The sequence below is a fragment of the Bacillus sp. LQ16 genome (genome assembly GCF_057784645.1).
The window spans coordinates 2069234-2096015 of the sequence record NZ_CM173491.1 but is presented as its reverse complement, the minus strand read 5'-3'; the positions used below and the strand labels follow the sequence as shown (position 1 = coordinate 2096015).

28 protein-coding genes and 3 pseudogenes are annotated in these 26782 nt (G+C 33.9%); 9 read left to right on the top strand and 22 right to left on the bottom strand.

The window, feature by feature from the left end:
• Nucleotide 1 precedes the first annotated feature (1 nt).
• From AC3EMB_RS10560 to AC3EMB_RS10550, 3 genes and pseudogenes are all read right to left on the bottom strand, one after another.
• On the bottom strand, nt 2-487 hold the full coding sequence (locus tag AC3EMB_RS10560; protein WP_000222825.1) for a GNAT family N-acetyltransferase: 486 nt from the start codon (nt 485-487) through the stop codon (nt 2-4).
• Nucleotides 484-1044 (bottom strand): annotated as a pseudogene (locus AC3EMB_RS10555) (2'-5' RNA ligase family protein). The gene AC3EMB_RS10560 and the pseudogene AC3EMB_RS10555 overlap by 4 nt, the downstream one beginning before the upstream one ends.
• A 6-nt stretch (nt 1045-1050) precedes the next feature.
• Nucleotides 1051-1617 (bottom strand): GNAT family N-acetyltransferase, encoded by a 567-nt coding sequence (locus tag AC3EMB_RS10550; RefSeq protein ID WP_001181849.1) that lies wholly within the window; start codon nt 1615-1617, stop codon nt 1051-1053.
• A gap of 136 nt (nt 1618-1753) precedes the next feature.
• Between AC3EMB_RS10550 and AC3EMB_RS10545 the strand changes: the two are divergent.
• Nucleotides 1754-2391: pseudogene (locus tag AC3EMB_RS10545) on the top strand (DUF1648 domain-containing protein).
• A 53-nt stretch (nt 2392-2444) separates the two neighbouring features.
• On the opposite strand, the gene AC3EMB_RS10540 reads toward AC3EMB_RS10545, so the two are convergent.
• Both AC3EMB_RS10540 and AC3EMB_RS10535 read right to left on the bottom strand, forming a co-directional pair.
• Nucleotides 2445-3548, bottom strand: coding sequence for a metallophosphoesterase (locus AC3EMB_RS10540; RefSeq protein WP_053564674.1), 1104 nt, complete (start codon nt 3546-3548; stop codon nt 2445-2447).
• Nucleotides 3549-3721: 173 nt separating this feature from the next.
• The gene (locus tag AC3EMB_RS10535) at nt 3722-4144 is read right to left on the bottom strand and encodes a GNAT family N-acetyltransferase (RefSeq protein WP_001101119.1); all 423 of its coding nucleotides are present in this window, start codon (nt 4142-4144) and stop codon (nt 3722-3724) included.
• A gap of 129 nt (nt 4145-4273) precedes the next feature.
• Here AC3EMB_RS10535 and pdxR point away from each other — a divergent pair, with 129 nt between their 5' ends.
• Nucleotides 4274-5689 carry a MocR-like pyridoxine biosynthesis transcription factor PdxR gene (gene pdxR, locus AC3EMB_RS10530; RefSeq protein WP_078400799.1) on the top strand — a complete coding sequence of 472 codons (1416 nt, stop codon included), beginning with the start codon at nt 4274-4276 and terminating at the stop codon, nt 5687-5689.
• An 89-nt stretch (nt 5690-5778) separates the two neighbouring features.
• Here the strand turns inward: pdxR and AC3EMB_RS10525 are convergent, their stop codons facing one another.
• Nucleotides 5779-6624, bottom strand: coding sequence for a YitT family protein (locus AC3EMB_RS10525; RefSeq protein WP_000755126.1), 846 nt, complete (start codon nt 6622-6624; stop codon nt 5779-5781).
• A gap of 171 nt (nt 6625-6795) precedes the next feature.
• Entirely contained in the window at nt 6796-8004 is a 1209-nt protein-coding gene (locus tag AC3EMB_RS10520; RefSeq protein WP_098678260.1) for a macrolide family glycosyltransferase, read from the bottom strand.
• A 400-nt stretch (nt 8005-8404) separates the two neighbouring features.
• Here AC3EMB_RS10520 and AC3EMB_RS10515 point away from each other — a divergent pair.
• The 3 genes and pseudogenes from AC3EMB_RS10515 (at nt 8405) to AC3EMB_RS10505 (ending at nt 10899) form a co-directional block, all read left to right on the top strand.
• Nucleotides 8405-9282 (top strand): annotated as a pseudogene (locus AC3EMB_RS10515) (aminoglycoside phosphotransferase family protein).
• A 23-nt stretch (nt 9283-9305) separates the two neighbouring features.
• Nucleotides 9306-10193: a GNAT family N-acetyltransferase gene (locus AC3EMB_RS10510; protein WP_043935483.1), complete on the top strand. Its 888-nt coding sequence runs from the start codon at nt 9306-9308 to the stop codon at nt 10191-10193.
• Nucleotides 10186-10899, top strand: coding sequence for a class I SAM-dependent methyltransferase (locus tag AC3EMB_RS10505; protein ID WP_488517673.1), 714 nt, complete (start codon nt 10186-10188; stop codon nt 10897-10899). The genes AC3EMB_RS10510 and AC3EMB_RS10505 overlap by 8 nt, the downstream gene beginning before the upstream one ends.
• Nucleotides 10900-10919: 20 nt before the next feature.
• Here the strand turns inward: AC3EMB_RS10505 and alr are convergent, their stop codons facing one another.
• On the bottom strand, nt 10920-12095 hold the full coding sequence (gene alr, locus AC3EMB_RS10500) for an alanine racemase (protein WP_002093966.1): 1176 nt from the start codon (nt 12093-12095) through the stop codon (nt 10920-10922).
• A gap of 171 nt (nt 12096-12266) precedes the next feature.
• Between alr and AC3EMB_RS10495 the strand changes: the two genes are divergently transcribed.
• Entirely contained in the window at nt 12267-12728 is a 462-nt protein-coding gene (locus AC3EMB_RS10495) for a DinB family protein (RefSeq protein WP_000498006.1), read from the top strand.
• An 8-nt stretch (nt 12729-12736) separates the two neighbouring features.
• Here AC3EMB_RS10495 and AC3EMB_RS10490 read toward each other — a convergent pair whose 3' ends face one another.
• From AC3EMB_RS10490 to AC3EMB_RS10460, 7 genes are all read right to left on the bottom strand, one after another.
• The gene (locus AC3EMB_RS10490; protein ID WP_023521758.1) at nt 12737-13918 is read right to left on the bottom strand and encodes an MFS transporter; all 1182 of its coding nucleotides are present in this window, start codon (nt 13916-13918) and stop codon (nt 12737-12739) included.
• Between the two features lie 196 nt (nt 13919-14114).
• Complete coding sequence (locus AC3EMB_RS10485; RefSeq protein ID WP_000378333.1) at nt 14115-14660, bottom strand: MarR family winged helix-turn-helix transcriptional regulator; 546 nt, start codon at nt 14658-14660, stop codon at nt 14115-14117.
• A 148-nt stretch (nt 14661-14808) separates the two neighbouring features.
• Nucleotides 14809-15585 (bottom strand): Cof-type HAD-IIB family hydrolase, encoded by a 777-nt coding sequence (locus AC3EMB_RS10480; protein ID WP_454500443.1) that lies wholly within the window; start codon nt 15583-15585, stop codon nt 14809-14811.
• A 6-nt stretch (nt 15586-15591) separates the two neighbouring features.
• The gene (locus AC3EMB_RS10475) at nt 15592-16182 is read right to left on the bottom strand and encodes a histidine phosphatase family protein (RefSeq protein ID WP_001166442.1); all 591 of its coding nucleotides are present in this window, start codon (nt 16180-16182) and stop codon (nt 15592-15594) included.
• A gap of 90 nt (nt 16183-16272) precedes the next feature.
• Entirely contained in the window at nt 16273-17478 is a 1206-nt protein-coding gene (gene spoIIP, locus AC3EMB_RS10470) for a stage II sporulation protein P (RefSeq protein ID WP_307838012.1), read from the bottom strand.
• 20 nt (nt 17479-17498) lie between these two features.
• Complete coding sequence (locus AC3EMB_RS10465) at nt 17499-18467, bottom strand: SPFH domain-containing protein (RefSeq protein WP_000226254.1); 969 nt, start codon at nt 18465-18467, stop codon at nt 17499-17501.
• A gap of 2 nt (nt 18468-18469) precedes the next feature.
• Nucleotides 18470-18898 carry an NfeD family protein gene (locus AC3EMB_RS10460; protein ID WP_000741974.1) on the bottom strand — a complete coding sequence of 143 codons (429 nt, stop codon included), beginning with the start codon at nt 18896-18898 and terminating at the stop codon, nt 18470-18472.
• A 273-nt stretch (nt 18899-19171) separates the two neighbouring features.
• Here AC3EMB_RS10460 and AC3EMB_RS10455 point away from each other — a divergent pair, with 273 nt between their 5' ends.
• A complete protein-coding gene (locus AC3EMB_RS10455) occupies nt 19172-20389 on the top strand; it encodes an MFS transporter (RefSeq protein WP_423098799.1) in 1218 nt (405 codons plus the stop codon).
• A 50-nt stretch (nt 20390-20439) separates the two neighbouring features.
• Here the strand turns inward: AC3EMB_RS10455 and AC3EMB_RS10450 are convergent, their stop codons facing one another.
• The 5 genes from AC3EMB_RS10450 to spoIIP (AC3EMB_RS10430) form a co-directional block, all read right to left on the bottom strand.
• Entirely contained in the window at nt 20440-21915 is a 1476-nt protein-coding gene (locus tag AC3EMB_RS10450) for an amidase family protein (protein ID WP_088023984.1), read from the bottom strand.
• A 180-nt stretch (nt 21916-22095) separates the two neighbouring features.
• Entirely contained in the window at nt 22096-22542 is a 447-nt protein-coding gene (locus AC3EMB_RS10445; protein ID WP_016512975.1) for an NUDIX hydrolase, read from the bottom strand.
• A gap of 23 nt (nt 22543-22565) precedes the next feature.
• Nucleotides 22566-23306 (bottom strand): M15 family metallopeptidase, encoded by a 741-nt coding sequence (locus tag AC3EMB_RS10440; RefSeq protein WP_000747650.1) that lies wholly within the window; start codon nt 23304-23306, stop codon nt 22566-22568.
• An 11-nt stretch (nt 23307-23317) separates the two neighbouring features.
• On the bottom strand, nt 23318-23815 hold the full coding sequence (locus AC3EMB_RS10435) for a GNAT family N-acetyltransferase (protein ID WP_002093964.1): 498 nt from the start codon (nt 23813-23815) through the stop codon (nt 23318-23320).
• A gap of 268 nt (nt 23816-24083) precedes the next feature.
• On the bottom strand, nt 24084-25238 hold the full coding sequence (spoIIP, locus tag AC3EMB_RS10430) for a stage II sporulation protein P (RefSeq protein ID WP_001079283.1): 1155 nt from the start codon (nt 25236-25238) through the stop codon (nt 24084-24086).
• An 88-nt stretch (nt 25239-25326) separates the two neighbouring features.
• Here spoIIP (AC3EMB_RS10430) and AC3EMB_RS10425 point away from each other — a divergent pair, with 88 nt between their 5' ends.
• Both AC3EMB_RS10425 and AC3EMB_RS10420 read left to right on the top strand, forming a co-directional pair.
• Nucleotides 25327-25623, top strand: coding sequence for a hypothetical protein (locus AC3EMB_RS10425; protein WP_000770728.1), 297 nt, complete (start codon nt 25327-25329; stop codon nt 25621-25623).
• Between the two features lie 4 nt (nt 25624-25627).
• Nucleotides 25628-25933: a permease gene (locus AC3EMB_RS10420; protein ID WP_071730037.1), complete on the top strand. Its 306-nt coding sequence runs from the start codon at nt 25628-25630 to the stop codon at nt 25931-25933.
• Here the strand turns inward: AC3EMB_RS10420 and AC3EMB_RS10415 are convergent.
• Both AC3EMB_RS10415 and csaA read right to left on the bottom strand, forming a co-directional pair.
• On the bottom strand, nt 25906-26472 hold the full coding sequence (locus tag AC3EMB_RS10415; RefSeq protein ID WP_071730034.1) for a DUF1572 domain-containing protein: 567 nt from the start codon (nt 26470-26472) through the stop codon (nt 25906-25908). The two genes, AC3EMB_RS10420 and AC3EMB_RS10415, sit on opposite strands and share 28 nt — an antisense overlap.
• A complete protein-coding gene (gene csaA / locus AC3EMB_RS10410) occupies nt 26453-26782 on the bottom strand; it encodes a chaperone CsaA (RefSeq protein ID WP_488517672.1) in 330 nt (109 codons plus the stop codon). Before csaA ends, AC3EMB_RS10415 begins: the two co-directional genes overlap by 20 nt.

Below are 26782 nucleotides of genomic sequence, written 5' to 3'. Positions count from 1 at the left end.
CTTATACGTATAAAACCATCCTTACTGTCTGCATCATATGTCCTTCAAAGTCTTCTTCAAATTGCTCTAATTCAGCAAAACCTTTCGCTTCATAAAAGCGTTTTCCTTTTTCATTTGCTGCTTCTACATGTATGTACAATTTACGTATTCCATTTAATTCCTTAATCCCTCTTTGTAATAAAGCACTTCCGATCCCTTTTCCTTGCTGATCTGGTAACAAATAAATCGCACCTAATTCCGCTTCATTTTGTAGTCTAACAGGTGAAAAGTTAGCAAATCCTATTACTTCTCCCTCTTCTTCCGCAACGAATAAATGTGTATTTTTAAGACGATATTTCATTTTTTCATCAGAATATGCCTCGTCTAAAAAACTGTCTTGAATTTCTCTTGGAATAATGCCTTCATATGTATCATGCCAAGCTATTTTTGCTACTGATTGTACAGCGTGAATGTCTTCTTGCTTCATTTCTCTAATTACATATGTCATCTCGATGTCTCCATTCTCTTTAAATTATATTCTGCTAATATACTAGAAGAAATGGCAGAACCATTTTTATAATTCACCTTAATTAATTTTAATTTCTCAATTGAAGCTGTTGCAAAATCAAATTTTTCATAAATATATTCCATTACACTTAAAAACTGCTTTGTATGTAATCTATTTGCAATGGTACAATGCGGAACCCATTTTCCCGGTACGTAATATGAATTTGGATTGTCATGAAAATTTTAAAAATAATCATGATAAGAATGATGAAGTTTTAACAATTCATCGGTAACAATCGGTGCTAGAAAGACCGTTCCATTAGTAGGAAAAATTCCAACAGAAGGAAAAGTTACTGCGTCCATATTTTCTTGAATAGCTACAAACTCCCCTAGTTTCTCCGTATACAAATGAACATCTAACTCATTATAATCCGCAATCGTAATATGAGGTTCTACTCCAGCTAATTGATTTGTTCCCATCATATTCGTTAATTCATTTTGCAGTTCTGTAATTTTATTAGTAAATACACGATCAAATGTAGCAATAATAGCGTACAATCTTTCTCACCCCTTCGTTACACATAGTGCTTCCCATTCTTCACGAATCATTCCCATTCGAATAGAATCATAGTATGTTCCTTTATAATAACGACACTTTCGCATTCTACCTTCTAAGCTCATTCCTATTTTCTCCGCTACTTTCATCATTCGTTCATTGCCAGACCAAGTCGTGATTCCTACTCTACCAATCTCCATTTTTTCAAATAGCAAATCTCTATATAATGTCAATGTTTCTGTACCGTATCCACCATTCCAGTATGTTGGATCATAAATCACAAGCCCCATCTCTAACCAACGCGTCGGTTTATATTCCCAATAAAACCCGACTGTCCCAATGATTTGACCGTTATTTTCTATAATTAAATTTGACAGTGGTTCTTCTTTCAAACGAGTTTGCATCTTCTCTTTATAGGAAGAGTATTCTTGCATTGAGAACGGGAAATATGGCGCATCCCATTTCTTCCATTCTGGGCTTTCTTCTTTAAATATGATATTCCATAATGTTTCTATATCCGATTCTTCTATTGTACGAATTGTAACTTTCTTCCCCTTTAATACAACGTTTTGCATAATTCCCTCCTGCATTCACCTTTATTTCATATATAATTATAATGTTTTTTCAGAAAAATCAAAACCAATATCATATATTATATTGTATAATTTTGTTATAAGATACCAATTATTGATTTAGAAAGCTGGTGATTCAATGAATAATCAATTTAGTATTGCTTTATTTCTCACTATTATTACGACAAATATTATTCTATATTTCTTCTTACCATCAAATATTGTTACGAAATGGGACTTCAATGGAACTTCAATGGAACGCCTACATCAACAATGGATAAAAGCACTTTTATAATCGTAAATATAATTATATGTTCCTTCTTATTCTTTGTATTTTTAGCTTTATCTAAAGCAGCGAGTAACCAGAAATTTCTCCATTGGATCGGCAACACAATGTTACTATTCTTATTTTTTGTCGATATTGTCATTGCCCTCATCGCTCTTGGCTTTTCACTTCCTCTTGATCATTTCATATTTTTAGCATTAGGGCTTTTATTTATATTAATAGGTTATTTCAGTTCCAAAATTGATACGACTAAATCAACCGTTTCATTAGAATGGAATGATAAGCACCTCGAAAAAAGAGCTTCAAATATTAGTAGTATTTCAATGATGATAGCAGGGATTTTTTTAGCGATACTTCCTTTTAGCGTTTCTGCTCCCTATAGAGGTTATGGCATACTAGCAATTCTTTTAGGAATGACGCTTATCATTCTACCGAGTACGATTTATTTACTTATTAAAGACAGCAGGCAGTCCACTAATTTAAAAGGTTAATTGAAGTACGAAGGCGCAAAATAGGCAATAAAAAATAGGAGGTTACATCCCTCCTATTTCAGCTCAAGCAAAATGCCTTTCTCTATCCACCCCTCTACACCATCTTTTTTAATTAAATCATATCCTGAACAACTACCATCAATGAGAGAAACGATCTCTCCTTTTCTAACGCTTATTTGCGCACAAGAAATATCAGTTTTCACTGTATATTCACCTGACTCAAGTTGTTTCATGTATTCATTTTTTACAGTGAGTAATTTATTTGTTTCCTTTTGCTTACATATTGTGTAATCTTGCATCTTCTCGATAGGCTCTATGTAATAATACGGATATGTCACTCCGCCCTGCATTTCTGAATTCGCATTAAAATCCGCTATTACTTCGTACCCTGGAAAATAGTCTACATATGTATAAGAAAACGTATCGCCGGTTTGTTTCCTCTGAATGATAAATGCATTTAATTGTCCTGCTTCTTTAATTGCATTTCCTCCATCTATTGCAATAATTTTTTTCTCCTCATCAATAACTGGATTGTTAGACGGTGCTTCTTCAGAATAGTTCACGACAGGCCAATGACCAACTATTACATACTTATTTGCTTTATGTGATTTATTAAAAAACTCTGGCATTGCTATCGCATTTTTGCGCTCTGTTTCTTTCCAATCTACTCTATCTTCTAGCCCGGCATGCACAAAAATATAATCTTCTGTTTCAATCGCTGTCGGTAACTCCGTTAGCCAATGTATTTCTTGTGAAAATTCACTTTGCAATGCTTCTCTCACTTCACGAATTGAAGTGCCTTCATGAACTGAAAAATCCAATTGCTCTAGCCATTCATTAAAAATCGAATGCTTTCTCGTACATAAATAATTAATAAGACGAGGATTTTCATTTAGAAGAGCATCAACTAAAACTTCACAATTTCCTTCAACAACGTGAACCTTTGAATTGTTCTTTACAAGATTCATAACATAGTTTACTACGCCTACGCTATCTCGTCCTTTCTCGCAAAGATCTCCATTAATAATTAAATAATCTTCATCTTTAAAGTTAACTTTATGTAGTGCTTCTTTTAAAAGATTTAATTCTCCATGAATATCAGATATGACGATAACTCTAGCATCATTAGGGATTGATAGTTTCTTTATTTTCTTCAAGTATAAGCGCTCCAATCATTCTCTTTATTAAATTAAAATAATTCGACAAAATACACTATATAACCTTTTCAAATACATATACCATAACTTACAACCTATTTACGGTTTAATAATAACTTAAAAAATAAGAAGAAGCTGTTCCCAACTTTTGCGGGACAACTTCTTCTTATTTTTTATAATTCTTTATGAAAAGAATAACTCACTTTATCATACCCTTCTCTTTCATAAAAACGATGCGCATCAATTCTTGCAAATGCTGATGTGAGGACGATAGATTCACATCCGTTTTCCTTTCCCCAGTTCTCTATATACGAAAGTAATACATTTCCATGTCCTTTTGAACGATGTGCGTCTGCCGTTACAAGGTCATATACGAAAACGTGCTTCTTATTATAAAAGTTCGTACAAATCGCTACACCTGCAAGGCTAACAACTTCATCCTCCTCATTACGCAGCGAAAATAGTTTATAATTTTCTTCTTTCATATTTCGAAATAAAGAGCTTGTTTCCTCTTTTGAAAGTTTCGTTCTTAATTGCTGTAAAACAGGTAATACTTCATGTAATTGCTCTTCTGTTACTACTTCTTTAACATTCATTTTTAACTCTCCTCTAACTATTTATTTAATTTTCTAAATGTTATATCATTATTATAGAAAGTAACTGCCCTTTACTTAAGTGACAGTTTAAGTATTTTTTATAAGGCCAGTTTTAAAGGAGAGTTTTATATGGATTTTACTATCCCATTGCAATTACAAAGTAACACACCTATTTACTTGCAAATTTACGACTATATAAAAGCTGAAATTATACAAGGGAGTATTTCTGTTGGCACACGTCTACCCTCACACAGAAATTTAGCATCACAACTTAATATTAGCCGCATCACTGTTGAATCAGCTTATCAACAATTATTAGCTGAAGGTTATGTAGAAAGTAAACCGAAACGTGGTATTTTTGTAGCAAATTTCGATATTGACGTTATCCCAAATAAAAAACGAAATGCAGCAAAGAAGACGAACAATTTGATAGACGAACAATTTGAATATGATTGTAGCCAAGGGCTTATTGATCAAAATGCATTTCCGATTACAAATTGGAAACGAGCATTACAAGAATCCATACTTACATACGAAAATGCACTATTTGCCAAAGAAGATCCTCAAGGTGAATTCGCTCTTCGAGAGCATATATCAACATATTTATATCATTCTCGCGGTGTACATTCTTCACCTGATCAAATTGTGATCGGCGCCGGAACACAGCCACTTCTCTGGCTACTACTTCAACTGCTTGGCCCTACAAAAGAATACGGCATTGAAAACCCTGGATTTCACCGTATACACGCAATTATTAAAAGCTGTGATAGACAAATTCATCCCATACCATTGGATGAAAAAGGGATTGATATTTCTAGTTTATACAATACAAATGCCAATGTCGCATACGTTACACCATCACACCAATTTCCACTCGGGATTATTATGCCTTTATCTAGAAGAACAGAATTGTTAAAGTGGGCTAATGATTGCAATGGATACATTATTGAAGATGACTATGACGGAGAGTTTCGCTACGCTGGTAAGCCAATTCCTTCTTTACAAAGTCTTGATTCAAATGAACGCGTTATTTATATGGGAACTTTCTCAAAATCTTTTTTACCTTCTTTACGAATGGGATATGTTGTTTTACCACCACATCTTTTTAAAACATATCAAGAACTGCATGGAATTTTCAAACAAACAGTCGCTACAATACAACAACTTGCTTTTGCTAACTTTATACAAAGCGGGAATTGGGAACGTCATCTTAACCGGAGTCGTACACTATATAAAAGAAAACATCATGCGTTAGTAAAATCCATTATGAAAGAAATGGGGGCTAATGTTCAAATTCTTGGCGAACAGTCCGGACTTCATATTGTTTTATGTGTCCATAACAGTATGAATGAAAACGAACTGATTGAATCCGCTAAAAAACAAAGCGTTAAATTATACCCGCTTTCTCCATATGATTTCGTGAATGATTTACGTAAGGAATCATACGTATTACTCGGTTTTGGTAGCATTCCAGAAAATAAAATTGAAACGTTGGCTATATTATTGAAAAACGCTTGGTTCCCTAGTTGCAAGGAAACTTGTTAACAGTGGGTTTAACTTGTAACATACTAACAATTCAACAAAATAAAAAAGAAGGCTGTTCCAAAATAACTTTTTGGACAGCCTTCTGCTAGTTATTCACCTGACCTAGCTTTCCTTCCCGGACGTTTCACACCAGTCGTTTCTGTTGAATAAGAAGCTTCAATTATAGCGGTTGGATCTACAGAGAGAACGAGATCTTTCATTTTCGGATAAATGAATCGGTTTGTAATACAATAAATGATTCTCTTATGCTCCCCTAAAAAACCACCTTCTCCATGTAGATACGTAACAGATAGTTGCAATTCTTTCATAAGTAAATCGCCTATTTCTTTATTCTTACCAGAAATAATCATAACGCTCTTACCTTGATTTATACCATCTAATATAAAATCAATCATTTTCGTAACAATATAGAAAATGGCTAATGAGAACATCGCTTGTTCGATTGAAAATAAAATGGCAACAAAGATGAAAATAACTGCATTTACTGCAAGTAAAAATGTACTAATCGGTACATTAAAGTGTTTATTCATCCAAACTGCTAACATTTCCGAACCGTCAATTGCTCCACCCATTTTAACAACAATCCCAACACCAATTCCGAACAGCACTCCACCATAAAGTACAATTAATAACTCAGAAGTCGTAATTGCTGGAAATGGTTTTAAATAAATTAATCCGAGTGTTGTAACTACATTCGCATAAGATGTACGGATAAAAAATTTCTTTCCCATTACTTTTGCAGTAAATAATAAAATTGGGATATTAATTCCTAAGAACACACCATAAAGCGGCAATCCTGCGACTTTATTTGCCATAATAGCAATAGCCGTTACCCCGCCATCTACTAATCCATTAGGTGCTAAAATAAGCTCTAATGAACCTGCTACTATAATTGAGCCAATTGTTAATAATACGTATTCAAATACTTTCTTCATTCATTACCCCCAAAACTTATATATTTTCTTAGTATTATTTTAACGTAATTTTACTACTAATTCAAAGGTATCGATTTATATACAAAAAAGTTTCACCTTTATCGCTATTTTTATGTAACACGTAATACTAGAAACACACTTACAAATTAAAAGTAAGTGTGTTTCTAACATCTATTTAATCTTTACGTACGGCTTCATTTTTAATTCAAATATTTCCTCAACTGCCCTTTGATATCCACCAGCATTTCTAAGCGACTCTCCCACTTTACGACTATTTTCCTTAAACGTCACATCATCCATTACTTTCTTTACAGTCTCACGTAACAATTCAGAAGTTAACTCGTTACGATTAAGTGTTATGCCTGCCCCTACTTCAATCAATCGTTTTGCAACGAATGGCTGATCTCCTGTTACCGGAATTACAACTAATGGAACACCGTAATATAACGCTTCACTCGAACTATTCATACCACCATGTGTCACGAATACATCAGCATGCTGTAAAACTTCTAATTGCGGGACATAATTATACAACTTAAAGTTTTTCGGGATATTTTCAAATTGACTTATATTTATCTTCTTACCAACGACTAATACGACTGTCGCATCTACATCTTTAAACGCTTCAAAACATTTTTCATACAAAGCAGGTTGTTCATTAAAAACTGTTCCCATAGAAATGAAAATCACTTTTTTATTTTTTAAATCTTCGGTAGGAAAACTCCCCACTTCTTTTCGAGTAGCAACTGATGGACCTACAAATTTATACGATTCATCAAATAAATCTGAACGCGGCTGATATTCTTTTGAAGTATATACAATCGTAATATCACCAGGATGGTTCATAATATCATACATACTATTACATTTCATTCCATACTGCTTATTCCATCTTTCCATTCCCGCTAAACAAGATTGATATAATGGATTCATTTCGTCTACTTGTCTCGATTCTTGCCCATCATGAAAATTAATGTACTGATTAACAGCAAACGTTGTACAAGATGAAACGCTTGGTAATTGTAAAATATTCGCTATAATACGTCCTACTGGAAAATGATTATCATATATTAAATAATCATATTTTTCCTCTTTTGTTTCTTCTACAATTTGAGTAACAATACGCTCTGATGCTTCAATCATATGAGATAGCATCGTCAAAGGGCTCCCACCTTCATTTACTCGTTCCATAATATTAATTTGAGAGAGAAAATTCTCAAACACTCGGAATTCTGCACCTGTTGCTTCAATCTTCTTTCTATAATCTTCAATACAATACGAAACAACTGTTTCTCCTCGTTGGATTAACTCACTTACAATAGCTAAAGTCGGATTAATATGACCTTCCCCAGGGAAATTTATTACGAGTACATTTGCCATAATATTCTCTCCTATCCAGTCAATCTTATAAAGTTAACAATTAATTATATTAATTAATTTAAGTCTATTATAAATGAATGCATTCTACTTCTTCATGCTTTTCTCTTCATTTTATTATTGAGAAATATTTTCTATAGTCTACATTATTGTGATTCACAATCTTATAAATGAATGCTTAATTTTACTTTTACTCTTCATAGATTTAAAGATATGAGTCTTACATTCAAGTCTTACTACTATATTTTTTTAGACAATTCACACAAAAATGTAGAAATATAATGTTTTTAATGAATTTTCGCTATAAATGTAACTATGCTTTCAATCTTTTTATCTTTATCCTCATAACACATCATCTGTTATATAATAAATTTATAGAATTTACAGAAAAGGGAGTCTTTTCATGCTACAACAACTATTCAATTCAACTATTCTATCCGTTCAGGCCTTGCACCCAGGTTATGAAGATCATGCAAGTGATGTTTTTCTCGTTCAAACAGAAGATACAGAAGTTATCGTTCGTACTTCTAAAATGAATGAAGAACCAAATAATGATTTTTGGTGGGGATGTAAAAATCTATTTGGAATTGATCCAAGGAACGTCCATCATTTAGAAACTGTACATACATTGCTACAAGAACATACGAATCTTCCTATCCCAACAATATTAGAAAAACATGTTTTAAATGGCCGTGAATTTGTGGTGGTCGAAAAGTTAGTAGGTAACACAGTTCAATCTTTTATCGAGCAACCAGATTCTATTTTATTTAGCCTAGGAAAAGGACTTGCAGAAATACATAAGTTTAAAGCTGATTTTATAGGAAATCCGTCAGGCACGTTCCAAGTTCCACTAGATGAATTCCAATCACATATTTTAAACGTGAGTAAAGAGCTTGTGAATATGTTTTATTCCGATGATGAAAGCATACAAAATGCTTTTCCTACCTTTGAATCACAGCTTTCTTCCCTGTCCGTACCAAAAGAAGCTACACTCGTCTTACTTGATATGGACCCTACCAAATTTTTATATGACGGTACAACTATTACGGGTTTAGTAGATACTGAAGCTTACGCGGTTGCCCCGCGAGAGTTTGATTTTATCGGACTAGAATATGTACTTACCGAAAAAGAAGCACATGCCTTTAAAGTGGTTACGAAACAATTATGCCTATTCCTCATCTTGAAGAATGTAGACGACCATATCGTTATTTATACCGACTGTTATCTGTGCAAGGTAGTGTGGAATTAAAGGAATGGTTAAGTCACCCATCCTATTTTTAAATACAATTGAGAGGGAGTATACAATGGATATTCAGAAAAAGCGTTCTGTAACAGAAAGTGAAATACAGCAAATGAAGGATTTGGCTTATATTTGCGGGCAACAAGACAATCTTGATTACTCTTCAGATTTACATATCAACTTTTTAAAAAATCGAAATGAAGATCATATAAACGATTTTCTTCTTTATAACGGTACTCAATTAATTGGCACTTTAAATATGTATGATTTCGAAAGACCAACAAAGCTTGAACTAATAGGCTTTGTACATCCTCATTTTAGAAAACAACGTTTCGGAACTACCCTTTTACAAACTGCAATGAAAGAAATACAAAATAGAGAGGCAGATGAAGCTCTTCTTATTATCAATGGGGATTCTATTTCTGGGAATGAATTTGTAAAACATATGAAGTTACCGTATTTATATAGTGAATATAGTATGGAGTTCAAAATAAACGAAATTCAAAAAACAACAGAAAGTAATATACAGCTTACTCTTGCAGCTTCAGAATCACTTCTTGACCTTATTGAAATTTCTAGTAAAGCTTTTGGTGATTCAGTAGACAATACGGCTACATGGTTACAAAAAATGATGACTTCACCTTCTCATAAAGTTTACAGTGCTCTTATTAACGAAAAAGCTATTGGAACAATTACAGTTACTGAGCAAGAACAATCTACTACACTATCAGGATTCGCCGTTCATCCTTCTTATCAAGGTAAAGGATATGGAAAAGATATTCTTAGTTATATGGTACATACCCTTATTACAGAAGGAACTTCAACAATTGAATTAGACGTCGAAACGAAAAACAACCATGCTTTAAAACTATATACACAATGTGGTTTTAAAATTAAAACGAAGCATGACTATTATAATTTAATGAATAGCACGGAGAATATTTATGTCTAAAAAACTTATTTATTCTGATTACGATATTTTCGCATCTATTTATAATAAACATTGGGGACATTTTGCCGAACACTCCTATCTTGCTTTTGAAAAACTCGTTTTACAATATGCACAACCACATTCTCATATTTTAGATCTTTGTTGCGGGACTGGTCATCTTACTAGGAAACTACTTGATAACAATTTTGTAGTAACTGGTATAGATGGTTCTACTCAAATGATTGAATATGCACGTGAAAATGCGCCAGATGCAACCTTTTTCGTCGATGACGCTCGCTATTTCAATATAAATGAGCAATTCCACTACGTCATCTCTGCCGGTGATAGTTTAAACCATATTATGAATTTAGATGAACTAAAAAGTGTGTTTCACAACGTTTACTCCGTATTACATAACGAGGGTATATTCGCATTTGATATGAATATGGAAAAAGGATTTCTTGAAAACTGGATTGCTTCGTTTCATATTTCAGAGAAAGAATATGTTTGTACGATTGACTCTACATTTGATAATAAAAACAAAAAAGCAGAAATGAATTTCATATTATTTACACGTGATACAAATGATATTTGGAAAAGAAGTAACTTTTCTTTTAAAGAAACATGTTACACTAAAGACGAAATTACTCATGCATTACAATCTGTAGGTTTTAAAAATATTCAATCGTACGGTACAAATAGAGCATTTTTCACTTGCCAAAAATAAAAAAACTGAATCTAAATGATTCAGTTTTTTCTTAATATATTTACAACTGCAGTTGTTTCGTCATTTTCTTTATAAACACGCGGAATTCTTCTATCTAGCATACATGTAACTTCATAGTTTATTGTACTTAACATATCCGCTATTTCTTCTACTGTGATATTTTCTTCACCTTGTTTACCGTAGAATACTACTTCGTCTCCTACTTGTACTGGCATCGCTTTTGAAACATCCAACATTAACTGATCCATACAAACACGGCCAATTACAGGTACTCGAACCCCGTTAATTAACGCATAGCCTTTATTAGATAATTGACGATTATAACCATCAGCATAACCAATTGGTACAGTCGCAATCCATTCTTCACCAGTTGTTACATACGTATTCCCATAACTTACACCACGATTTTTCTTCGCATGTTTAATATGAGCCACTTTTGATTTTAACGACAACGCAGGCTGTAAAGAAACGACTGAATGATCCACCTCTTTTGATGGATACATACCGTACACTCCTATTCCAACGCGCACCATATTTTGAAATGTGTTACTTAATTCCATTGATCCTGCACTATTTGAACTATGAATATATGGTATTTGAATTCCTAATTCTTTCGCTGTATTAACAGCTTTTTCAAATAAACTTGTTTGCATATTCGTATATGATTTATCGATTTCATCTGCCGTAGAGTAATGCGTAAATATCCCTACTACTTCTATATACTCCATACGGTTTAATTCTTCTAAAAATGGTTTAACTTCTTCTTCTTGTAAACCGATACGACTCATTCCCGTATCAATTTTCACTTGAATTTGTACTTTCTTTTGAAGACGGTTTGCAATTTCATTTATACCATGTAAATCTTCTACTCTATAAACAGTCATCATAACGTCATATTGAATTACATCTTCTACAGCCGCTACTGGTGTGTATCCTAAAATTAAAATCGGCACAGTAATTCCTGCTTCTCTTAATTCTATTGCTTCATCTACAAATGCAACTGCAAGTTGATTTATTCCAGCTTCAATTGCAGCTTTGGCAACTTCAACTGCCCCATGGCCATACCCATTCGCTTTTACAGCAGCCATCATCTTAATTTCTTCATCATTTACATGTTTTTTAAATTCTTTTACATTATGTTTTACAGCATTTAAGTCAATTTCTACAATTGTATCTCTTCCATATTTCAAACTCATTGGTCTAACTCCTAACTCAATAATTGCATTCCATTCTATTTCACGTTTCATATGACCTTTTACAATATAATACTTTTCATTATGCTAGTCAAACTACTAGAATTTTCGGAATTTTGAGTATGATATAATATCCTCAAGAAACTATTATATACGGAGACGAGGAGAATTACAATGTTTGTTCAATCTGCATTACATCAACTAAAAGTTGCTATTGATACTTCTATTTATATGCTTAACCAATATAGTGAAAACGATTTAAAAATACAACCGATTCACTCAAAACGATCATTATTTGAAATGTGTACACATCTTTCTCTTATTTGTCATGCTGATTTGCTCATTTTAAATGGTATTCCAGAAAAAGAATTACATACCTTTTATATAGAACATACGCCCGTAACAGTTGCTCAAATGCAACAAACGATGATTGAAGGATACAACCTTCTCTCCAAAACATTTCTTTCCTACTCCCAAATAGAATTAGCAGAAGTTATGACTGCCTATTGGGGTATTTCTTATTCGCGCTTTGAATGGTTACTTGAAATCGTTGCACACTTTTATCATCATCGTGGACAAATTCATCTTTTATTATGTGAGCATATGAAAGATCCTCGCATTCCTTTATTTGAGTGATTTTCCACTTATTCATTAATTATAAATAGAGAAGCTACAAAACCAATAAAAAGTAGCATTCCTAATAAAATAAATGTTTGAGCATACCCTCCTATTTTCATTAGATAAATAGAAATGATAGGTCCTATACTAGTACCTAAAAATAAAATAAAAGTATAAATAGATACTGCTATTCCCCTCGCTTTCCCTCCTAATTGACCTACAAGAGAAACTAAAGACGGAACGGATATAGCAATACCTATTACAAAACAGACACTCATCATTACAAGTAGAGATAGATACGAAACAAAGCCCATTGAACTTAGACTAAAAATAGCGATCAACAATCCTCCCTGAAGAACTTTTCTTACTTCAAACCTCTTCGTTAAACGACCTGCAAGCGGTGATAGCAACATACCAAATAGCCCCGCTAAGCGAAAATAAAGAATTTGTTCTGCAGTTAAATTGTAAGTAGGAGAGCTCAAATAATTCCCTAAAACAGTATACATATTAACAAAAGCCATTAATAAAACAAATGCAATTATATAGCTTAATACTAAGCTTTTATTTGTAAAAACTTTACCCATCTGTTTAATTGGCCCCAAAATATCAGTATAGGATTGAGACGTCTCTCCTTTCGGAAGAGAATAATAAACCCATATAGCAGTACTTATATAGACAATGCTAAGAAGAAAGAAAACCATATGCCATCCAAAATGCTGACTAACAGCAGTACTTATTACCTGCCCTACAATTCCAGCTACTAAAAAACCAGTACTAACAAATCCTATTGTTGTAACCCTTCTTTCTACTGGGAACATTTCTACAACGTAGGCTAGCGCTACTGGAGAAAATGTAGCTGCTGCTATCCCTTGTATACCTCTAAAAATAACAAGCCAAAATAAACTATCTACAAACCCTAAGCAAAAAGAAACAATCGACAGTGCAAGCAATCCAATAAAAATCACTTTTTTTCGTCCATATTTATCAGAAATTGCCCCAAATAACAAACACCCTATAGCAAAGCCAACAGAAAATATACTTCCTGTAGCTGCCGATTGTGCTAATGACGTATTAAAAATGTTTGAAAATAGAGAGATTAAAGGTATTGTTACATATAGGCTAGACATAACTACCATACCCGACCAACATAATACTGCTGTCATTATTGTATAATTCTTTTCACTATTTACTTCCTTTCCTATTTCCATCATAAACTCTCTCCCTTATTACGATTTGTTTTTAATAGTTTAAACTCTCTAAATTACTAAAATAGCATTCCTTTAACTCTTATTTATTTTAATTACATAGCAAAAATTATCACCGTCCATAAAGTTAGTTAAGCATATAATAAGGTAAGCTAATTATATGTCCAAATAAATAAGTTGATCTTCATAATCAACTTATTTACCTACCTTCTCCTAATTTCACCTGCATAGTTGTTTGCATTTTATTTAATAGCTTTTCTAAAACTTGACGCTCTTCTTGATTAAAGCCATCAACTAACGAAGCGCAAGATAACCAAAAAGTTGGTAAAGAATGTGTAACTAGTTCTTTTCCTTTCGGAGTAATTTTCACCTTTAATCTTCTTCGATCTTCAGAATGGTGGAATCTTACGATTAACTCTCGTTTCTCCATCCAATCTAATAAGCCAGTGACAGAAGCACGTGTAATCCCTAATCGACTCGCAATATCCGAAGGACTCATGTTCACCTCTTCCCCATTCGCTTCCATTTCACGCAAAATAAACAATAGTAAAAAATCTAATTTACTCTCTGAAATACCAAGCGGAGCTAAATCTACGTCAACCGCATCAAGAACATTATCAGACGTCCATAACATTAACAAACCAAGTTTTGCTGCGATTGGATCCGTTTCCGCTGATGCTGTCTTTTTGATTAACTCTGCGTACGGCTCAATCCCTAAAGGAAGGGAATCTTTTCTTGAATCCATTCATCTTCACTCTCCTTTCTCATTAAATAATTAGCTTACCTAATTACTTTCTCATTATACTCATATTTTTCCTTTTATTGCAAGCACATTGTTAAACAAAAAAATCCTATTATAAAACAGGATTTTTCACACTGACTAGCTATCAGTTTTAAATAATGTGCAACTTCTTTAAGGCATAAGAAATTCCGCCTTCACTCGCCTTCGTTGTAACGAAATCAGCCCTTCTCTTCAACTCCTCTCCACCATTTCTCATCGCAACTCCTAATCCTACATACTGCAACATCTCAATATCATTTCCACCATCACCAAAAGCAATGGCTTCTGATTTACTAATATTTAAATGTTCCAATACTTTTTGAATTGCAGTTAGCTTCGATACTTTACTATCTTCCAATACATTCATAACGTAACCATGAAAACGGTCAAACGTAAGTGCTGGATATCTTTCAATGAATTTTTGAGCTTCTGCTTCATCAGCATACAGACATATGCAATACATCTCATCTGACAAGTTTTTAACTTTGTCAGGATACCGCTCTAAATTTAAAGTTTCATTTAACGCTCGTATGACACGTTCATCTTTGGAGGCAATATCATTCATTGCAAATTCTTCTGTAAAGTAAGAAACACTGTGACCATGTAATTCAGCAAAATTTGAAATATCATGAACGATTTCGCTTGAAAGTACTGATTTATGTATAACTTCTTCCCCACATTTTATATGTGCACCATTTGCAGAAATATACGTTTTTATGCCTAGCCCCTTAAATTGTGAGCATAAACTATATGGTCTCCCTGTTGTAACAACTACGTGAATCCCCTTATCTATTAATCTTTGTACCGCTTCTTTTGTACTTTCGTGCATACTTCTATCAATCTCGCTTAAAAGCGTACCGTCAACATCAAAAAATGCAACTTTGTACATAAGTCTTTACATCCCGTCCAAATGATTCGTATCATTAATGAAATGCACCGTTTTTTGTTCACCCTCAATTTCAATTAAACTTATTCCCGTATCTCCCATTTTGAAATAGTAGTCCATTGAAATTGGCATATTGAAAAATGCACGTAATAGACTATTAATTACACCTCCATGGGCAACAATCGCAATTCGATCATATGTATTCTCTGTCACAATTTTAGAAAAAATCCCTTCTATTCTCATTCGAAACTCAATAAATGACTCTCCGTTTTCAAAACGGTCATGAAGAAATTTTGGCTCTGGATATTTCTTTGCTTCTTCAAATGATAAGCCAGCTTGTATTCCATTATTAAACTCCATTAATTCCTCTTCTAATTGAATTGGACAACCAATTGCTTCTGCTAATGTTTCACCCGTTTCGCGAGCGCGTTTTAATGTGCTTGCCCAAATGAAATCTGGTGCAAAATCTTTTTTCACTTTCTGTACAAGTCTTTGTACTTGTCGTCTCCCTTTGTCAGTCAACTCAAAATCAGCTCGTCCTTCATGCACATGTAAAATATCAGCTTCTGATTCTCCGTGGCGTATTAGTAGTATTTGCATGTTTCTCTCTCCCCCTTTATTTAACATTCACAAAATTCTATTATATCACATTTTAAGATTTCAAAATAAAAAGGAACGGTCTCCCGTCCCTCATCCATTCACTTTTTCCGCATCATTCCAATAATATTTACTAAACGCTTCTGTTAACACATCAATTGTGTTATATAATTCATCTAACGTATTATCAACACCACCAACTTCAATTAACATCGCATTTTTCGATAGATCTTGGTTATAAACGCCATTTCCATCTTTTTTATACTTCGGAAAAATCCCTCTACTTAATCCGTAATAGTTTTCATCTAAATAACTATTGATCGCTCTTGCAATTTTTTCATTTTCAGCACGGCCTTCATTTTCCATCCCAATAATAAAATATAATCTTGCATACGATTTTCCATTAATTACTTTTGTTGTTACTTTCTTACGCTGATCATCACGATGTATATCAATGGGAAACGCAATTTTATTATTTTGTGCTAATGCTCCTTTTACATATTCATGAGATGCTTTATATGACTGATACCATACCCACTTTTTACTCGCTAATAAATCACCCATATTCGTTTTATCGTGAATTACTGGAATTCCTTGCCCCTCAAGTTGTTCCTTCATACGTTTTCCTAGTAAGGACACATTTACATCTGGGCTAGATGGATCAGTTGCCCCTGGTAATAATGGAAAGAAGGATTCCCAGCTATGTGTATGATAAATATATACTGCACTTTCACCTTTTTTCGCTCCGTTCTTTTTCTGAACCGGATTATTCTTTTCCGCTTCTGTAACTTTATCTTTTGCTACTTCCCGTTCTTTCGTTACTTCTTCAATCGGTACACTAGATTCATTTGGGATATTCGTCAAGTTTGTCCCTTCCCCAGCTACGATAATATTAGAATAATACTTTGACATACCAGGTACTTCTTTACCGACGAATGTTCTTAAATCTTTAATTTTCAAATCTGTCGCAATAGAGAACATTAAATTCCCAACTGACTCTCTTTTATTCTGCTTAAAATAATCAAATCCGTAATAGTGATTCTCACTTTCTATCATTTGAACAAAACCTTGCATCGATACTTTTCCAAACCATTGATTTGCATAATTCGATTTCATTGTATGTAAAAGTGACGTCAAAATCGACGCTATTATAATTACTATTAGCGCATATAAAAGGAGTAACGAAATTAATTTCTTCCCATGTATTCGAGTTGCATACTTTTTCACTGCATCACCTTCTTTATACATGGATATGTACAAGCTTTTCGGAATATACGCACAAAAAAAGAGAAATGGCATCCCATTTCTCTTCCTCACTTTTATTGTTCTTTTCCTGTATCATTTGAAGGTAGTTTCTTCGCTTGTTTTTCTTTAAATATTTCTCCAATTGCCCCAAGAGTACCAAGTGTTTCAATTGCATTAGACGGAATAAAGACTTTATTTGCTGGTCCTTTTGCAACTTCAGCTAATGATTCGAATGATTTGTAAGCAAGTATGCGCTCATCCAAATTCGCTTCACGAAGCAATTCAATACGGTTTTGTTCTGCTTTTGCGATTTCTTCAATTGCTCGCGCTTCCCCTTGTGCCTCTAATTCTTTTGCTTCTCTTATACCTTCAGCTTCGCGAATACGCGCTTCTTTATCCCCTTCAGCCATCAAGATTTTACTTTGCTTTTCCCCTTCAGCACGAAGAACTTTATCTTGTTTTGCTGCTTCAGCTTCTAAAATAATTGCACGTTTATTACGCTCAGCCTTCATTTGTTTTTCCATTGATGCTTGCACATCTTTTGGCGGGTTAATATCAACAACTTCGACACGTTCAATACGTACGCCCCATTTTTCTGTTGCTTCATCAAGCGCTAAGCGGATTTCTGTTGAAATTTTTTCACGACCAGATAACGTTTCATCCAGTTCCATTTTACCGATAATTTGACGCATCGTTGCTGAAGTAATATTACGAACACCATATTCATAGTTTGAAATACCATATGTCGCAAGTTCTGGTTCAACAATTTGATAGAAAATAATTGTATCTATTTCTACTTGAACATTATCTTTCGTAATTACTTTTTGCGGTGGTACATTCGTTTGTTGAATACGTAAGTCGTGATATACACGAACACGATCTACAATTGGGATTAAAATATTTAATCCTGGGTGCATGATACGTTGAAACTTACCAAATCTTTCAACAACCCCAACTTTTTGCTGAGGAATAATTTTAATTGTTAATGCGATAAATGTAACTACAATTAGTGCGAATATAATCGTTAACGTTAATGCTACCATATTTATTCACTCTCCTTTTTTACTTGTAATATAGTACTATGCCTCTTTATAACAACGACTTTTTCTCCAGCATCAATTGAAGAATCTGCAATAGCTGTCCAAGTATCTCCATCCACCTTTACAATACCATTCGCTTCATTTGTAATCGCTTGCATAACAATCCCTTTTTTACCAACAAGCATATCTACTGTATCCGTAAAACCTTTTGCTTCTCGAAAGTTTTTTGAAATTCTTTTCGTAAAGAATGTCAAAGTTAAACTTACAATTGCGCCAACAGTAACTTGTAACAGTAGTGCATCAGGAGCAAACAAAGCAATAAGACCTCCGACAACAGCTCCAATTCCAAGCCAAAGCATGTAAAATGTAATCGACAACATTTCTGCAATAAATAAAATACCAGCTATTATAAACCAAATTACCCAAGCAGCCATATGCAACCCTCACTTTCTTTCTCATTTTCTATATGTATATGAAGAAAAGAATGGTTTATCCGCCCTTTCTTACACTTGGGCGTTTGCTACAAGCTATTGTACATACTCACTGTTACAATGATTATTAATATAATACTATATCAATATATTCTTCATTATACATGAAAATTCCTTTCAAAAAGTGACAAAAAATTAAATTCTTTAAAAATTTCATTTTTTAAATTACAATTATTCTAATTACTAAATACTATTTTTATAGAGGTGTTATTCTTATTGAGAAACCTGTCACTAACCTACTACTTAGGTTCCAAAACATGCATTACTCTCGCTGACATCGTATATGTAATGATTATTACAACTCATATTTATATAGCAACTAAATCAGCTACTATTACTGCTCTTTTTCCATTATTACAAGTTATCACAAATCTAATTGCTAACATCTCTGCACCACTAATAATAAATCGTTTTCCGTCTTATACGTTGTTATATACGCTACAATGGCTAAAAACAGTCTTTTTACTATTATTAATGATTTTGTTTCCGGTCTTATCCACAAACATTATAGCTCTATTAACTTTTATTTTTTTCATTTCATTATGTAGTGGATGGAGCGCTCCATTACTATACAGCATTCTTCCGCGCCTTACACCGAAAGAAAAATTAGTAAAAGTAAATAGTATCTTTTCCTTTTCAACACAAATTGCGCAAGCCGCCGCTTATTCATTTACGAGTGTTATCGTTCTTCTCATTGGCGCTACATCTACACTCATGATTAATAACATGTTAATGATTTTTGGATGTATTGCATTACACTTTTCATTACGTACCATACATACTGAACGAATAGCAGATCCTCCCTCTTCAAAAAGTACTGCTTTATCGGAAGGTTGGAAACTCTTATTTCAAAATCCTTCTCTCCGTACCGTTACATATATGGACTTAATTGAAACTTTCGCCGGGACAATATGGATTGGTGCTATTACGATGGCATATGTTACGACTATCCTTCATAAAGGCGAGGAATGGTGGGGATATATTAATACAAGTTATTATGTTGGCACGTTAATCGGTGGTCTATTGGCATGGAAAATGAGTTCCTATATTCAAAACAATTTAATACGCTCCATGTCGATAGGCTCTCTTATGTTTAGCATTCTTACATTTTTATATGGTATGACAAGCAGCGGATTTATTGCGCTTTTTCTATGTGTTCTAATGGGACCATGTTATCAAATTAGAGATATTTCTCAAACGACTGTTTTACAATCAAGTGTCACCCCTTCTTTATTATCAAAAATGTATACAGCACATGGCGCCCTTCTTTCAACAGCTTCTGGTCTTTCTATGCTTAGCGTTGGCATTATTACCGATATGTTCGGTGTTCGTACAATTTATATCATCGCATCTATTCTTATTTTATGTTCCGCTTGTTTATCTTTTAGTTTATTAAAATATCATAAAACAGAGCAGAACGATATTTCACTTTAATCACTAAAACAAAAAGGACAGGCATTCTCTGTCCTTTTTATTTATTCTATTCATGACAAGTTTGGGATTTTTCTATGTTTTGTCGCCTGTTCAAAAGCGTAAGCTAGCTTAATTAACATCCCTTCACTAAAGGCAGTACTTGCAATCGTAATTCCAAAAGGTCTCCCGCTTTCCATATACCCTGCAGGTATTGCTATAGACGGATAACCCGCTTTCGCACATATAGTAGAAGCTATATAGGAAGGAAACAGTATCGCATCAAGATTATATTTTTCCAATGCAAAATCAATGCCTTGTTCTTGTGAAAAATATATATCTTCTAATCTTGCATTTAAATATTCTGGATTTCGTAACGTATTAGGAAAATCTTTTCTTCCCTCTAACTTAGTTTGTCCATATTTTAAAGCTCTTTCTGCTATGTTTTTATTAAACTCCATTAACTCCGAAATAGAATGTACCGGAATAGTAGAAGGTAATTTAGAAAGATAGTTATCTAAACTATGCTTCAGTTCATAAAGCGGCACTCCCCAACTCCATTCTCTATGAAAAGAAGGAATATTAATATTTTCTACTACTGTCGCTCCTTCATTACGTAATACTTGGATCGTTTCCTTAAACAAGATTTCATCATACTCACCATTTTCGTAATAATCTTTTGGTGCATCGTTAAACACACCAATCTTCGCTCCATTTAAGCCATTAACATTAAGATATTTTGTATAATCCTGCTCTGCCCTACCTTCACTTCTATGAGTAGCAACATCTTTCTCATCTACTCCAATTAAACTCCCTAGCAAAATAGCAGCATCTGTTACCGTTCTAGCAAATGGTCCAGCTGTATCTTGCGAATAAGTAAATGGAATAATTCCTCTACGACTAATTAAACCGACAGTCGGTTTAATACCTACTACAGAATTTTGAACAGCGGGGCTCAAAATAGAAGCATCGGTTTCTGTCCCAATAGATACTACTGTAAAGTTAGCGGCAACTGCTATCGCAGATCCTGTACTAGATCCGCCAACAAACATATGGTCCTTGCCCGTTCCGTATGGATTGATTGTTTGACCACCTCTTGCACTATATCCAGCCCACATTTCAAAAGACATTGCATTTGCTAATTCTGTCATATTTGTTTTTCCTATTATTACTGCTCCGGCTTCTCGTAATTTTGTAACGAGAAATGCATCTTCACTGCTTATATTTTGTTCTAGAGCAATCGTACCTGCACTTGTATGCATGGAGTCATTCGTTTCAATATTGTCTTTAAGCAAAACAGGTATACCATGTAATGGACCCCTTATACCTTTTGTCTTTCTTTCATAATCTAACGCTTCTGCAATAAAAATAGCATCTGGATTGATTTCTAAAATAGAATTAATTTCCGGTCCGTCTTGGTCATACTTTGCGATTCTATGAAGATAATACATCACTAATTCCTTTGAAGTTAACTGCCCAGATTCCATTTCGGTTTGTATATCATGAATTGTTAATTCTTTTTTTAATACTGGATTAAACTGAATCTCCATTTATATTCTCCCTTATAGCAACTTTTTTGCGTATAACTCTTACTTTTTCATCTTTTCACCCCAACTATTCCAAACTAATATTCCTTTAAAGAAATTCAATTTATCTATTCAAAAAGCCTTTAATTTCCCGAAAAATAAAAAGAGTCTGAAACGAATGAACTTTCGCTTCAGACTCTTTTATTACTTTACATATATCTCATCCAATAAGTGTAAAAACTCTCCTTGTTTCCCTGCTAATTCAGGGCATTTTGCAATATTAACCCATTCGTAGCTAAACGCTAAACCTTGATCTTTCTCACCAGCACTTACTATATGTTCCCATGTATCTTTTACATCAGTTAGTAAAGTTACATGAAAAAAGTGACGTTTTTCATATTCCTGTTTTTCCTTCACATGTATAATGTAATCTGCTAAAAAACGCTCTATACATAAATGACGTAATCCGGATTCTTCCTGTACTTCACGCAATATAGCCGCTTCTAACGTTTCACCTTCATCAACCGTTCCCCCTGGCACTTGAATACCAGCTTCATGTATATCACGATGTTTAAAAACCAGTAATTGCATAACCCCCTCTTTTTCTCTTGTAATATATGCATGTACTTTTTTCTTATATAACATCGTCATTATACGTCTCTCCCCTCAATCATTTACTCTGTTACTTCTTCAAGCGTCAGTTGATTATCATACAAATATGTAGCTTGTGGATTTCCCACATACCTTACGTGCCATGGTTCATACCGATAGCCCGTAATCGTTTCTTTCGCTTTTGTGTATCGAATCACAAAACCAAATTTATGGGCATTTTCAGAAAGCCACTGACCTTCTTTCGTTTCCCCAAAAACCGTCTCTAACTGAAATTTAGCAGATTGAGACGTAATATCCATAGCTAATCCAGTTTGATGCTCACTTGTGCCAGGAACCGCGCTAGACATTGCTGTTTTTGCTTCCCCATCTTGTTTTTTATACATCGTATTTAATGCTTTTTGTCGATCAAAGGATCTAAATCCAGAAACTGCAAAAAGGAAAATACGCTCGTTGTTAGCTTGCTGGAACATTTCCTCAAGCGCCCTCGCTGCCTCTTTTCTCATCTTTTTCTTTTCTTGATCACCTTCACTAGAGTAGCGCACTTTCGGAATAACTAAATCTGGCGGTCTATAACCATCTGGTAAACGCCTACTTTTATTCACAAGTACAAGCATTGAATTCGGATTATTAATTACCGCAATATCCCCATCCATATTAGCAATCGTTTCTTTCGCTTTTGGAAATATACTATTTACACTTACTTCCCGCGCCTGCTTATCCTTATACATTTTATAATTGATTCCTGCTACTCCAACAATAATTATTGCAGCTACGATACCGAGTAGTGCCCATCTTTTTTTCATATAACGACCTCTTATTTTAATAATTTGGCCATTTCATACTCATCGATGTCCTTTCCATCGATAATAAGAGCAGCTTTTTTGACACCTTCTTTCTCAAATCCAGCTTTTTTATATAGTGCCTGAGCTCTTGTATTGTGGGCCATTACTGTTAATTCTAAACGCCATACATCATGTAATTTTGCCCACTTCTCAACCTCTTTAAACAATCTCGTCCCAATACCTCGCCCGTTATACTCTTGCAAAATACCAATTACAATGCTTGCCACATGCCTCTTTCTTTGAATGTTATTTCCATTCACTAATATAAAACCTATTATTCTCTCATCTTCAACTGCTACAAATATTGTTGCATATTCATTTTCTATAAATCGCTGGATCATTTTTTCTTGTTGCTCAGCTGTAGTTTTCCTTTCTCCTGGTTCATATAACATAAACTTCGTTTCTTCATCTAATTGCTTACTTAATTGCAAAAATGATGCTGCATCTTCTACTTTGATCTCCCTAATCACCTAAATCACCCTATCAATTTCATAATATAAAAATTTTCCTTGTAAAAAGATTTTCTCTGCCATTTCAAAAATCCCTTTCTAATTCTCCTATTATAATTAGACAAATTTCGATATCGCTATAATAATTATTAATCATGTCCATTTTGTGACATCTTGCTATCCACATTTCAAACCAACACAAAAAACGTAAGCATTACACTTACGCTTTTCCAAGATTGAAGTGAGCTAATAATTATCGATAGATACCCTGGCTAATTCAAGTTTCACTTTATCCATTCACTTTTTCTGCCTGCCAAAAATATTCACCAAATGCTTTAGCAAGTGCATCAATTGATCGATTCAATTCTTCCTCCGTATTATCTACACCGCCAACTTCTATTAATATCGCTTGTCCTGATAAATCTTGATTATAGATTCCATTTCCTGTTTGGAAACCTTTTTGAATGACCCCACGACTCACTCCTGGATATTTCTTATTAATCGCCTCATGTAAAGCTGTCGCTAATTGTAAGTTTTTTTCATAATTTTTATTTCCTTTCCCTACTACAAATGCAAGCTTCGCATATGATTTATCTCCAATTGTTTTTGTCGTTACATTCTTTCGAGCACTATCACGATGCAAATCAAAAAAGTATTGAAGATCTTTATTTCCAGCCATAGCTTGCTGCACAATTTCTCGTGACATTTTATACGAACTATTACTGTTTAAACCCTTACTTATTAACTTTTGACCAACATCACTCTTATCGTTAGTAGCTCCAATCCCTTCACCTTCTAGTTGTTCACGGAAACGATCTCCTAATATAGAAATATTCGATACAGAACTCGTTGCTTTATTCGGATTCGGATCATTCGTTAAGTTAAGTAAAGGTAAATAAGATTCCCAGCTATGTGTATGATAAATAAACGCAACTTGTCTTTTCCCGGTCGTTTGGGACGGCTGTTTCTTCTCTTTATTCGTATCTTGTTTAGGTGCTTGTCCAGTTCCACTAGTCCGTTCTTTCACTACTTCTTCAAGAGGTACACTCGACTCTATCGGTAAGTTAGAATAGTTTGTGCCCTCACCCGCAATAACAATTTCTGTATCGTACTTACCAAACCCGGGTAGCTCTTTCCCGACAAAACTGCGTACATCATTAAAGCGAATATTTGTAGCCATAGAAAAGAGAAAAGAAGAAATTGAAAAATCTTGATTCAAATTTCGATACTCCTGTGTAAAATAATGATTCTCTTTTCCAAGTACATACATGTAACCATTCATCGATAACTCATTTAACCAATTATATAAATACGTTGACTTCGTCTCTTTCATAGAGGTTACCATCATACTAATAAGAAAAAAAGTCGCTAGCACTGTAGTAATAACAAATAAAACTAACTTACGCATACTTGTAAACTTCATAAAAAAAAAGCCCCGATTCATACTATCACCTCTCTATTTCAAGTTATGTACAAGCCCTAGAGAATAGACCGTTAAAATTTCGGCTATATTGTTAATGAGGTGAAATGAATTGAAGCTATTAATAGGAATATTACCAATCGCTCTATCATTCATTTTTTATTTGTCCGCTAAGCATCCAAAAATCTCTATTGTACTACATATTTCTGCGTACTTGGCACTTTATGTACTCGGTACAATTATTTCCATTAATATATACGATGTTTTAATACAAGATTTAGTTTTCATGACGAGCATTCATGGGATTTTACTGAATCCATTTTTCCTTATTGCAGGAGCGTATATAGGAACATACACGTTGTACCTACTTATGTCTCACATTATTATAAAAATAAAAAATGGAGCGTAATGAAATGCAACCAACATTTATCTGTCATACATGCAAAAAAAGAATTGTGAGAAAGAAAGATCTTATTACCGCCACATGGTACTTCCGCTTTTATTTATTTCACAGTGATTGTTTTAAACGACAGCAAGTGTTCCTCTCACGATTTATCCCAGTGAATACACTTTTCAATTTCTTTCTTATTATGTATGGACTTATTTTTGGCAGCATTCTTATGATTACAGAACCATCTATTATTTGGCTGATTTTCTTATTTCCCATTTTTTATCGGTTTCTTTCTTATTATTATGTGGAACGTTTTTTCTCTACATAACGTGCAGACTGACCTCTCGGAATACTTAAACATTCCCACTCATTTTCTTTTAACATCTTCCCAATATAAATAATCTGACCAATATGCAATGCATAATGAGAAATTTGCCTTTCAATTGCTTGCATGACAGTATGTGCTTCACCGCGAATGTATACCGTCTTCAATAAGTGCTCCGGCGCTAAAGTATTCATCGTATTAAAAACATATTTCCATCCTTCTTGCCAAGCTATAAGGGCTTCTTCTTTTGAATGATAGCATCCCTCAAATTCACCATCTCGATTACGATCTGTTTTTTCACCATCAGACGTTAAAAAATCCGTCCATCTAGAACGCATATTACCGTGCAGATGCTTAATAATAATCGCTATACTATTTGTTTCTTCATGAGAAGACCATTGTATTTGTTCATATGATAATTGAGAAAGTGCCCGTTCCCCTTGTTTCTTTGTTGCTTCAAAGTTCGAAATCGCACATTGCAAATATTCTCGTCCGATATCCATATTAGCCCCTACCTTCACCCTAGCTAATTTTTGTTCCATTTGGCAATTCCATATTAGGCTGAAGTAACACGACATCATCAGCTTCAGGAACACCACCAAGCACAAGCACTTCTGATTTGAATCCAGCTACACGCTTCGGTGGAAAGTTTACAACCCCAACGATTTGTTGACCGACTAACTCTTCTGGACTGTACCTTTTCGTAATTTGGGCACTTGACTGCTTTATCCCGATTTCTCCAAAATCTATTGCTAGTTTAATCGCTGGTACTCTCGCTTCTTTAAATTCCTCTGCATGTATTACAGTTCCAATTCTCAAATCCAAATTTAAAAAATCTTCAAAATTAGCCAT